This window comes from Lysinibacillus sp. UBA5994 (genome assembly GCF_002429725.1).
GTDB lineage: Bacteria > Bacillota > Bacilli > Bacillales_A > Planococcaceae > Lysinibacillus > Lysinibacillus capsici.
Genome location: NZ_DJAU01000015.1, coordinates 1 through 10,379 on the forward strand (window position 1 = coordinate 1; position 10,379 = coordinate 10,379).

Annotated in this window: 13 protein-coding genes; 12 read left to right on the forward strand and 1 reads right to left on the reverse strand. The window is 38.1% G+C overall.

Features of this window, described 5'->3' with window-relative positions:
• The 6 genes from B3D98_RS05015 to B3D98_RS05040 form a co-directional block, all read left to right on the forward strand.
• Nucleotides 1-238: anti-sigma factor antagonist (locus B3D98_RS05015; RefSeq protein ID WP_288581243.1), on the forward strand; the 238-nt coding region annotated here is incomplete at its 5' end.
• Nucleotides 231-671, forward strand: a complete 441-nt coding sequence (spoIIAB, locus tag B3D98_RS05020; RefSeq protein ID WP_048391296.1) for an anti-sigma F factor — start codon at nucleotides 231-233, stop codon at nucleotides 669-671. The genes B3D98_RS05015 and spoIIAB, both read left to right, overlap by 8 nt.
• A gap of 10 nt (nucleotides 672-681) precedes the next feature.
• Complete coding sequence (sigF, locus tag B3D98_RS05025) at nucleotides 682-1,473, forward strand: RNA polymerase sporulation sigma factor SigF (protein WP_009370709.1); 792 nt, start codon at nucleotides 682-684, stop codon at nucleotides 1,471-1,473.
• A 15-nt stretch (nucleotides 1,474-1,488) separates the two neighbouring features.
• Complete coding sequence (locus B3D98_RS05030) at nucleotides 1,489-2,937, forward strand: spore germination protein (RefSeq protein ID WP_004232186.1); 1,449 nt, start codon at nucleotides 1,489-1,491, stop codon at nucleotides 2,935-2,937.
• A gap of 225 nt (nucleotides 2,938-3,162) precedes the next feature.
• Entirely contained in the window at nucleotides 3,163-4,482 is a 1,320-nt protein-coding gene (gene lysA, locus B3D98_RS05035) for a diaminopimelate decarboxylase (protein ID WP_066036603.1), read from the forward strand.
• A gap of 199 nt (nucleotides 4,483-4,681) precedes the next feature.
• Complete coding sequence (locus tag B3D98_RS05040; protein ID WP_004232192.1) at nucleotides 4,682-5,053, forward strand: GNAT family N-acetyltransferase; 372 nt, start codon at nucleotides 4,682-4,684, stop codon at nucleotides 5,051-5,053.
• On the opposite strand, the gene B3D98_RS05045 is transcribed toward B3D98_RS05040, so the two are convergent.
• Nucleotides 5,050-5,556 carry a DUF309 domain-containing protein gene (locus B3D98_RS05045; RefSeq protein WP_048391294.1) on the reverse strand — a complete coding sequence of 169 codons (507 nt, stop codon included), beginning with the start codon at nucleotides 5,554-5,556 and terminating at the stop codon, nucleotides 5,050-5,052. The genes B3D98_RS05040 and B3D98_RS05045 overlap by 4 nt on opposite strands.
• A 55-nt stretch (nucleotides 5,557-5,611) precedes the next feature.
• Here B3D98_RS05045 and B3D98_RS05050 point away from each other — a divergent pair, with 55 nt between their 5' ends.
• The 6 genes from B3D98_RS05050 to B3D98_RS05075 all read left to right on the forward strand — a co-directional run.
• Complete coding sequence (locus B3D98_RS05050; protein WP_016992993.1) at nucleotides 5,612-6,391, forward strand: segregation/condensation protein A; 780 nt, start codon at nucleotides 5,612-5,614, stop codon at nucleotides 6,389-6,391.
• Nucleotides 6,363-6,956, forward strand: a complete 594-nt coding sequence (scpB, locus tag B3D98_RS05055; protein ID WP_054550606.1) for an SMC-Scp complex subunit ScpB — start codon at nucleotides 6,363-6,365, stop codon at nucleotides 6,954-6,956. The genes B3D98_RS05050 and scpB overlap by 29 nt, the downstream gene beginning before the upstream one ends.
• A gap of 77 nt (nucleotides 6,957-7,033) precedes the next feature.
• Nucleotides 7,034-8,104 carry a D-alanyl-D-alanine carboxypeptidase family protein gene (locus tag B3D98_RS05060; protein ID WP_054550607.1) on the forward strand — a complete coding sequence of 357 codons (1,071 nt, stop codon included), beginning with the start codon at nucleotides 7,034-7,036 and terminating at the stop codon, nucleotides 8,102-8,104.
• A gap of 105 nt (nucleotides 8,105-8,209) precedes the next feature.
• Nucleotides 8,210-8,797, forward strand: a complete 588-nt coding sequence (locus B3D98_RS05065; protein ID WP_288581258.1) for a hypothetical protein — start codon at nucleotides 8,210-8,212, stop codon at nucleotides 8,795-8,797.
• 300 nt (nucleotides 8,798-9,097) lie between these two features.
• Nucleotides 9,098-9,829 carry a pseudouridine synthase gene (locus B3D98_RS05070; protein ID WP_004232209.1) on the forward strand — a complete coding sequence of 244 codons (732 nt, stop codon included), beginning with the start codon at nucleotides 9,098-9,100 and terminating at the stop codon, nucleotides 9,827-9,829.
• A gap of 317 nt (nucleotides 9,830-10,146) precedes the next feature.
• Nucleotides 10,147-10,379 (forward strand): redoxin domain-containing protein (locus B3D98_RS05075; protein WP_288581262.1); only part of this gene is annotated, 233 nt, incomplete at its 3' end.

A 10,379-nucleotide genomic window follows, 5' to 3' on the forward strand; every position in this document is an offset into this window, starting at 1 on the left:
AGGCACTGTGACGACCATCATTTGGAACTTGGAAGGACTATCTTTCATGGATAGTTCGGGAGTTGGATTAGTGCTTGGTCGTATGCGTGAGTTAGAGGCAGTTGCTGGGCGAACTATATTATTGAATCCATCGCCAACAATGCGAAAAGTATTTCAATTTTCAGGTTTAGGACCGTGGATGATGGATGCAACAGAGGAACAAGCGATTGATCGCGTAAGGGGGATTGTAAATGGATAACGAAATGACATTAACTTTTTTGGCAATTAGTGAAAATGAAGCTTTAGCGCGTGTAGCTGTTACAGGCTTTATTGCACAATTAGATCCAACTATTGATGAGCTATCAGAATTTAAAACAGTTGTCTCAGAAGCAGTTTCCAATGCTATTATTCATGGCTATGAAGAAGATGGTAAGGGTGTTGTGACAGTTCATGCTAAACGTGAGGATGATATTGTGACAGTATCTGTCATGGATAAAGGGATAGGAATTGAAGACGTTAGTCGAGCAATGGAACCATTATTTACAACAAAAAGTATGATGGAGCGTTCGGGTATGGGCTTCACGATTATGGATAGCTTCTCAGATCAGCTGACAGTTATATCAAAATGGCAAGAAGGAACAACTGTAACATTCACGAAGAAATTTTACACAGTTCGCACAGCGGTAATGTGAGGTTAAACCCGTGAAGCCGTTAGAACAGTCGTCCGATAAGCTATTGTCTCAGGAGGAAATGCGTGATTTAATTGCACGCGCACAGCAGGGCGATCATGAGGCTCGTAAACGAATGGTAGAAGGCAATACGAGACTTGTGTGGTCCATTGTTCAACGTTTTACAACGAGAGGTGTTGAGCTTGAGGATTTATTCCAGATTGGCTGCATAGGGCTCATGAAATCTGTGGATAAATTTGATTTAACCTATGATGTGAAATTTTCAACCTATGCTGTACCGATGATCATTGGAGAAATTCAGCGTTTTTTAAGGGATGATGGTATGGTGAAGGTGAGCCGCTCTATTCGTGAGCTCAATTTTAAAATCCGTCATGCTACAGATGAATTTATTAAAAAGAACGAACATCCACCAACCATTCAAGAGCTTGCTCAGGTGCTTGGTGTGACAACAGAGGAAATTGTTACAGCATCCGATGCATTGAGAGACCCTGCCTCTCTTCATGAGCAATTGTATGAGAGTGAGGGTGATTCCATTACACTAATGGATCAAATGAAGGATGAAAAATCGGAGCAACCATTTGATTACATCCCATTAAAAGAAGTACTAACGAGACTTGAGCCAAGAGAGCAGTCTATCATATATCTTCGCTATTTTTCAGATTGCACGCAAACTGAAATTGCAAATAGATTAGGTATATCGCAGGTACAGGTTTCCCGATTAGAGAAAAAAATCCTTGCCCAGCTGAAAAGTTGGATGGCAACTAGTGCAACAGTGGAGCAGGAAGTAATAAAAAAAGACATCTAAGAAAATGGTGACAGCATGACAAATAAATTATTTAACAGCTTAGAAGAAGCCGAAGATTTTCTTATAGAACAATTTGGTGACGGCGAATCGTTTGACGTTGGTATTAAACACTTATTTGTCAAAGATTTGCCGGTCCTTTGTGCATATATTAGTGGGCTTGTAGATGGAGAAGCTTTAACACAGTTGCTGTCTAGCATGCTTCCAGATGAGGACATTGAAATTGATGTAGAGGATGAGAAGGAATATTTTGAGTCTTACTTTAATTTCCATGGACGTTCAGAAGAAACAGAGCGTAAAGCCTATTTACTAGCCATTTTAAGTGGACAAGTCACCTTTATTACTAAAAGTGGCTATTGCTATGTTGCAGAGCTTAGAAACTATCCAGGACGCTCTCCAGAAGAGCCAGATAATGAAAAAGTTATCCGTGGATCAAGGGATGGCTTTACAGAAGGGATTTCTCAAAACACAGCCTTAATACGTAGGCGAATTCGTAATAGTAATCTACGTTTCGAGCTACATAAAATATCCAAAATCGGTCAAACCGACGTGGCGATCGCGTTTATGAAGGATGTTGCCAATGAAGATATGCTCGAAAGTTTACGACAGCGTCTTGGACAAATAAATCATGATGGCTTGACGATGGCCGATAAATCATTAGAAGAATGGCTCTTTAAACAAAAGTTCCACCCAGTTCCATTTGTACGTTATACGGAGAGACCTGATATTGCTGCAGCTCATCTACTTGAAGGGCATATAGCTATATTAGTCGATACTTCTCCATCCGTTATTTTAGTACCTGTTACAGTGTTTCATTTATTGCAGCATGCAGAGGAATATCGTCAGGCACCCACAGTAGGGACGTTTGTACGTTTTATGCGATATTTTGGCTCTGTAATGGGTTTACTTTTATTGCCACTGTGGTATGTATTTGCAACGAATGAATCCCTACTTCCAGATGCCCTCTCCTTTTTAGGTACGGAGGAGAAATCGCATGTACCTTTATTACTACAAATTTTGATTGCGGATATTGGAATAGAATTTTTGAGGATGGCCGCCATTCATACTCCGTCACCATTGTCCACTGCGATGGGATTGGTTGCGGGGGTAATCATTGGTCAAATTGCGATTGATGTTGGATTATTCTCTTCAGAGGTGGTCCTCTATACAGCGGTAGCAGCCATTCTTATTTTCATTATTCCATCCTATGAGCTTAGTATCTCCATTAAAATTTTTAGGTTACTGCTACTTCTGATGACGGGTCTCTGGGGTGTCAATGGGTTATTTATTGGTTTATTTTTATTGTTTACGTATTTATGTTCATTGCGACCAATGCAGGCACCTTATTTATGGCCGCTTGTTCCATTCTTTCCAACAGCAATGCTTCGCGTCATTATTCGCTTCCCAATGACAGCAGATGCACTCAGACCTTATGTAGTCGCTTCCAAACAGCGAAAAAGATCATAGGAGCCGTTGCACTCGTTTTTTTCATGTGATAAAGTTCACATATAGTATTTTGTGATTTTTGCAAAAATTATTTTCATTCAAGAAAAAGCAAGTACTATACATTTGTTTTTTTATATGTGAGGGAAATAATTTTTTGATGGAATGGTTCTAATATAGTAAAGAACCCTTCCACTTTCAAACCGTAAAAATAACAAGATGGAACGATGTGAAAAGGGAGAGATGCACATGCATTTATATGGAACACAAGCGATTTCTGAAGATGGTCATTTAACAATTGGACAGGTAGACACATTAGAGCTAGCAAAAGAGTATGGTACACCACTTTTCGTGTATGATACTGCACTTATTCGTAAGCGTGCGCGCAGCTTTATCGAAACGTTTAAAAAACTAGGTGTAAAAGCAGAAGTAGCTTATGCTTCAAAAGCATTTGCATGTGTAGCGGTGTATCAATTAGCAGCAGAAGAAAATTTATCATTGGATGTTGTATCTGGTGGAGAATTATTTACTGCCTTAAAGGCAGGTTTCCCTGCAGAGCGCATTCATTTTCATGGTAACAATAAAAGCATTGCTGAATTAGAGCTAGCTTTTGACTCCAAGATTGGATGTATTGTTGTAGATAATTTCTATGAAATACAGCTTTTAAAAGATATTTCGGAGCGCCGTCAGCAAAAAATGCGTATATTATTACGTGTTACACCAGGTGTTGAAGCACATACGCATGATTTCATCACGACAGGTCAAGCAGATTCAAAATTCGGCTTTGACTTAAACAATGGTCAAGCGGATGAGGCATTCCAACAAACATTTAACCATGAATTCCTAGAGCTACTTGGTTTACATTGCCATATTGGCTCACAAATTTTTGACACTGCCGGTTTTGGATTGGCTGGAGAAAAATTGATTGACAAAATTTCTGATTGGAACAAGACTCACGGATTTACATGTACTGTGTTAAACTTAGGTGGGGGCTTTGGTATTCGTTATACTGAAGAAGATGCACCGCTTGAACCACAAGTATATGTAGAGGATATGATTACAGTTGTCAAAAATAAAGCAACTGTTCTTGGACTGAAGATGCCGGAAATTTGGATTGAACCAGGTCGATCACTTGTAGGTGATGCAGGAACATCTCTTTATACAATCGGTTCACAAAAAACTGTGCCAGATGTGCGAAAATATATTGCTGTCGATGGAGGTATGAGCGATAATATCCGTCCCGCATTATACGACGCTAAGTATGAGGCAGTCATCGCAAGTAAGGCGAACGAGCCGAAAGATGAGCTTTATACAGTTGCTGGTAAATTATGTGAATCTGGCGATAAATTAATTATTGATGCTAAACTACAAGATGCTGCTTCAGGTGATGTGTTAGCCATCTTCTGTACAGGTGCGTATGGTTATTCGATGGCTAGTAACTATAATCGTGTGCCAAGACCTGCAGTTGTATTTGTAGAGGATGGACAGCATCAACTAGCTATTCGCCGCGAAAGTTATGAAGATATTGTGCAAAACGATCTCCCGCTAACTTTAAAAAAGGGTGAGTAAATTTGAGGAAAAATAAGTGGGTATTACTAGCGTCCATTACAACATTTATTTTATTATGGGGCGTAGTCTATTGGGTGTTGGCGTCGAAAGGTATTCTCGGACCTGGTTCGTAAGACAGAAATTGGCTTGCGGTAAAAGTACAAATCGTGTAGGATAGTCAAAGATTATGTACAGCTAGAAAAAGAGGGAATAGACAAATATGTTAATTCGATATAAAAAAGCTTTAGAGAAAATAGCAATGGGGCTACTTTCATTTATGCCTAACGAAAAAGACGTAAAAAAGCTTACAGAAACCATCCACTCCTATGAAAATGACGATAATTGGGTTTTATACTTATGGAAAAAGAATGATGAATATGTTGGCATTGTAGGGCTTGTTGTTGACGAGCATAATATAGCCACAATCCAGCACGTGTCGGTGATCCCTTCTTATAGGGGAGAGGGAGTAGCAACGGAGATGCTTCAAGAAGTGGCGGAACTTGGCCAATATGAAAGTGTGCGTGCTACAGATGAAACACGTAGTTTTGTTCAAAAATGTATTCATTGTATCGATGAAAAAGCAGACGATTAACAACGTCTGCTTTTTCTTTGTTTGCTTTCTTGTCGCTCTGCAAGAATATGTGAGCGATCTCGAAGCATATGTTTATGAAGAAGATAATTTGAGCTATTTGATGGCAAAAGCTTTATACGTGCTAGGGCTAAATCCAGCAAGTGAGGTGAAAGAGGGAGCTGGAAAGTTTGAAAGGACTTGCCCGTTTTAATCGAAGTGATAGCTTTTGTTATTTGTGTTAGGAGTTCAAGATAATCAATTTCTTGGAAAAAAACATGCCCTTCATTTTCTTGAAAGTTATGAAGTGCTTTTTCTAAAATTCGTTTAGCACCAGTATTGTTACCACGTCGCCAATGATAGAAACCTGTTGCCAGCTGCACATAGCCGACAAGCGGATGCATTTTATCACCAGGTGCAATTTCCTTCCAATATTCCTCTAGCACTTCATGGCATTCAAAAAAATCTTGATTGCCATTAAAATAGGCACAGTAATCTATAAATAAAGTATGATGCTGTGGATGCATTTTGGACTCCTTTCCACTATACTAAAAGAACATAGAATCTCAGGGTGGTAAAATAATGTCTTATGAAGTAAAATTAGAAGCCTTTTCAGGGCCTCTTGATTTATTATTGCATTTAATTCACAGATTGGAAATTGATATCTATGATATCCCAATGGCTGAAATTACACAACAATATATCGACCATATACATGCAATGCAAGTACTAGAGTTAAATGAAGCAAGTGAATATTTAGTAATGGCAGCAACGTTACTGGCAATTAAAAGCCGCATGTTATTGCCAATTCACGAAGGAGAGATGGAGGACGCAGAATTAGAAGTGGACGGCCCTGACCCTCGTGAAGAACTCGTGCAACGCTTAATCGAATATAAAAAATACAAGGAAGCAGCTAGTAATTTGCAGGAGCTTGAAACAGACCGAGCACAGGTATTTACGAGGCCACCTGCTGATTTAACAGGATTAGCCTCAGAAGAACAGATGGCTTTATTTGATTTGAATGTGAATATCTATGATATGCTTGGAGCATTTCAAAAATTGATGCGTCGCAAAAAATTAAAGAAACCATTAAAAACAACTGTAGCAAGGCAGGAGCGATCAGTAAAAGATCAAATGCGCTCTGTTGTGGATTCTTTACGATTAACAGGTGGACGTGCATCATTTTTCGAGCTTTTTCCCTATGAAGATAAGCCAACACTTATTCTGACGTTTGTATCCCTACTTGAACTGATGAAACGTCAGGTCGTCATCGTAGAGCAAGATGGTAACTTTGAAGAATTAATGGTTACCTTACAGAAGGAGGAATGGGAAGATGACGAAAACATTGATGTTACAGAGTAGAATTGAAGCCTTATTATTTGTTGTGGGAGATGATGGCTTAACGATTAAACAACTTTCACAACTCTTAGGAGAGCAGGAAGAGCTGATTCTGCAAACAATGAATACATTGAGAGAAACCTACGAAGAAGATTTAACAAGAGGAATCACGGTGAAAGAAATTGCAGGCGTTTATCAGCTCATTACAAAATCTGATTTTGCCGATACGATTCAAAGATTAGTAGAAAATCCAACCGCACAATCCTTATCTCAAGCCTCCCTTGAAGTGTTAGCGATCGTGGCATACAAACAGCCCATTACACGTGTAGCGATAGAAGATTTGCGCGGTGTGAAGTGTGAACGACCAATCCAAACATTAGTTTCACGAGGATTAATTAAAGAGGTAGGACGGTCAGAAGGGACTGGACGTGCCATCTTATATGGAACAACAAAAGAATTTTTACATTATTTTGGCTTAAATAGTATAGAAGAAATGCCTCCTCTACCTGAAGAGGACCTTGCTGATACAGAACAAGAAACAGATTTATTTATGACGAAGTTCCAAGAGACTTTTAGCGGAGCAAAATAATGGTTAGGTATAATGCGTAGCCTTCAACATAAATTTAAATCTATAATTTCCTATCACATTGAATAAGGAGTGGCTCGTTGCTTCGGTTATTTCGTTTAACACTGTTTATGATCATTGTGTTAATGGTAATGCTTCCTCAGACTAGCTTTGCAAGAGGAGGAAGCGGCTATGCTGTCTTGGATGGCGATACAGGTCGACTTTTAATTGGATCCAATAGCGATGAACGATTACCTATTGCTAGCCTCACAAAAATTTGGACAGCACTTGTGGCAATTGAAAATAGTGACTTGCAGGATGAAGTCGTTATATCCCCTAAGGCTGCTATGGCTGAGGGGAGCTCTATTTACCTACAGGCTGGTGAAACGGTGACAGTTGAAACGTTATTGTATGGCTTAATGCTACGTTCTGGCAATGATGCTGCAACAGCTTTAGCCGAACATGTAGGAGGGTCTGTAGAGGGTTTTGTCAAATTAATGAATGAAAGAGCTGTTATTGCAGGTCTTACCAATACCGTCTTTATGAATCCTTCTGGTCTTCATCATGATGAGCATTTATCGTCTGCAAGAGATACTGCTGAGATGTTAAGACTTGCGTTGCAAAATAAAACATTTGAGAAAATTGCTTCAACTGTACTTTATCGGGCAAATACAGTAAACGGAATGTTATGGGAAAATAAACACCGTCTATTAAGAGAAGGTTCAGGAATGGCAGCAGATATAGATGATGAGACAGAACAGCCTGTTAGTTCCTTAAAGTCAGCCACTGGTACTGCTTTCGCTGGAAAAACGGGCTTTACTAAGGTTGCAGGACGAACACTTGCAACGGCCTTTCAAAAGGACGGGCAAATCTGCGTTGTCGTCACCTTAAATGAATCAGATGATTGGAATGTACATCGAGGCTTATCCAATAAAGTATGGCAAGATTATAGTCTTGAAACAGTAGTGAAAAAGGGTAAATACAATGTCAATAAAAAGTTGGCTATTCGTTTACAAGAGCCCGTTCGACTACAGTTAAATAAAGAGGAAAAAGAACAGGTGAGGCAAGTATTACATGTTTCAAGGAAACGCCAAGAAGCAGTCTTGTCTATCTTTATAGGAGAAGAACGGATTTATGCAACGCCAGTAAAAGTTGAATCAGCGGATCGTTAAAAACGATTTGCTGATTTTTTACATTATTTGATCAATTGATGTTAAATTTGGTAAAATGATAATGAATGTAAAATTCTTAATTTTCGAAAAAAAGGGGTGAGGAAATTGAGGAAAGCTTCAATGGAAAGTAATGGTAGGCAAATTCAATTTGGGCTAATCATTATCTTATTCTTATCAAGTTTAATTGTGCCTGTCATTCTTCTATATCCAATTCAAGAGATACTATATCGACCTAATGAATTTTATTATTTTGCACCTTATTTTAATGCTTATATTATCTTTATGGTCTCTTTATTTGTTATGGCCCTCGTACTACTAATCAATTATTTGATCATACCTAAAACGAAAAAAAGAAAGAATATAAAACGTGGTCTAGTATCTACTTCCTTATTAATTGCCTTAGGTTTCATCGCATTAAGCTTTAATACTTATAAATGGATAGATTCAAGAGGTATTCATATGAATCCATTTTTTAGTTTAAAAGTAAATTTTGTCGAGTGGGAAGAAATAGTGAAAGTTGAGCAAGTTAATCTAGAAAAAAGTGGTGTGACAAAGCCTGATCATCTGGTTTTTACATTTCAAGATGGTTCCACAATGGAGGAACCTTTGGCAGGCAATATGGTACTGGCTAAAAACTATATAGCCAATGAGTTAAAGCAACGTGGCCTAACAATTGAAAATGTATACAAATAAAAGCTGCCGAATGGTAGCTTTTTTTGTGTCAAAATAAACATTTTACAATCGATTCGCATGATTATCAAATGAGTATACTGCTAGTAAACAAAACAAAATCTCGGTTCAAATGTTAAGAAATTAACGAATGAGAAATTAGTCGGAATACTCAATTAAAAAATGTGAAATTTGTTTTTCTTTAATAATGTCTAAAAGTATGACATAATTTTCACAGATTAGCGGGAAAAATAACCCTATTCATTGGATCGAAATCGAATGATGACGAACGTGTCAATGTGAAAGAAAACTAGAGGTGAAAAAATGGAAAGATTACAAAAGGTCATTGCCTATGCAGGTGTTGCGTCAAGGCGCAAGGCAGAGCAATTGATTTTAGAAGGTAAAGTTAAAGTAAATGGTGTAGTGGTTCGTGAGTTAGGAACAAAGGTATCTAATTCCGATACAATTGAAGTAGAAGGTGTAAAACTAGAAAAAGAAGATAAGGTATATTTCTTACTTTACAAACCACGTGGAACAATTTCTGCAGTTACAGATGATAAAGGACGCAAAACTGTCACAGATTTATTTCATCATATTCCGCAACGTATTTTCCCAGTTGGTCGTCTTGATTATGATACATCTGGATTATTGCTATTAACAAATGATGGAGAATTTTCCTATATGTTGACACATCCGAAATTTAAAATTGACAAAACATATATCGCTCGTGTCAAAGGAGTGCCAACAATTGAAGGGCTTAAAAAGCTTCAACGAGGGATCAAATTAGAGGATGGAAAGACAGCACCTGCTAAGGTAAGTATGACATCTTTCGATGAAAAAGCGGGCAAAGCTATTTGTGAAATTACGATTCATGAAGGGCGCAATCGCCAAGTTCGTCGTATGTTTGAAGCGATTGGAACACCTGTTGTTAAATTAAAACGCGAACGCTTTGCTTTTTTAGATTTATTTGGTCTTGCTCCAGGAGAATACCGTGAATTATCAAAGCATGAAGTAAAGCAACTACGTGTGTTAGCAGAAACAGGAAAGCTTGATTAATGCAATGTTGCCAGAAGAAAGTGTGGATACCAATAGAGGTATTTGGATGTTTACACTTTCTTTGTGGTGAAATCGTTCATAAATCATTCATAATTAATAGCTAAGTGTTTTTGTATCATTTTGCTATAATAGGTGAGAATAGTACACCTAGTAGCAGTTTGTTCAAAAAAGCTGTAACACATTTAATCCGGTATTGTTGACGTCAATGTGAAAGAAGCTTTTACATATTTATAGACGTATAGAGAGTGAAAAAGTTCTATTTGTTTCTTCAATATGTAAAAGCAACGCAAGCCGTAATTGATAGGGGGTTTATTAACTTGGAGAAAAAGAAAAAACGTCTTGTACTGCGAACTGTCATTTTAGCTGTGTTAGCGTTGGCAATCGGGTACACAGTATATGGAACAGCAACAAAGGAAAAAGTAGAGTTAGTAGCAGTAGGCTCTGAGGCACCTGACTTCACGTTAGTAGATTTAAACGGTGAAAAACATAAATTGTCGGATTATAAAGGACAAGGGGTATTTTTAAATTTCTGGGGAACTTGGTGTAAGCC

Bases quoted from the DNA above. Each gene is read 5' to 3' on its own strand.
- spoIIAB (WP_048391296.1), top strand. From the start codon at position 231: ATGGATAACGAAATGACATTAACTTTTTTGGCAATTAGTGAAAATGAA.
- B3D98_RS05030 (WP_004232186.1), top strand. From the start codon at position 1,489: ATGACAAATAAATTATTTAACAGCTTAGAAGAAGCCGAAGATTTTCTT.
- lysA (WP_066036603.1), top strand. From the start codon at position 3,163: ATGCATTTATATGGAACACAAGCGATTTCTGAAGATGGTCATTTAACA.
- B3D98_RS05040 (WP_004232192.1), top strand. From the start codon at position 4,682: ATGTTAATTCGATATAAAAAAGCTTTAGAGAAAATAGCAATGGGGCTA.
- B3D98_RS05045 (WP_048391294.1), bottom strand. From the start codon at position 5,556: ATGCATCCACAGCATCATACTTTATTTATAGATTACTGTGCCTATTTT.
- B3D98_RS05050 (WP_016992993.1), top strand. From the start codon at position 5,612: ATGTCTTATGAAGTAAAATTAGAAGCCTTTTCAGGGCCTCTTGATTTA.
- scpB (WP_054550606.1), top strand. From the start codon at position 6,363: ATGACGAAAACATTGATGTTACAGAGTAGAATTGAAGCCTTATTATTT.
- B3D98_RS05070 (WP_004232209.1), top strand. From the start codon at position 9,098: ATGGAAAGATTACAAAAGGTCATTGCCTATGCAGGTGTTGCGTCAAGG.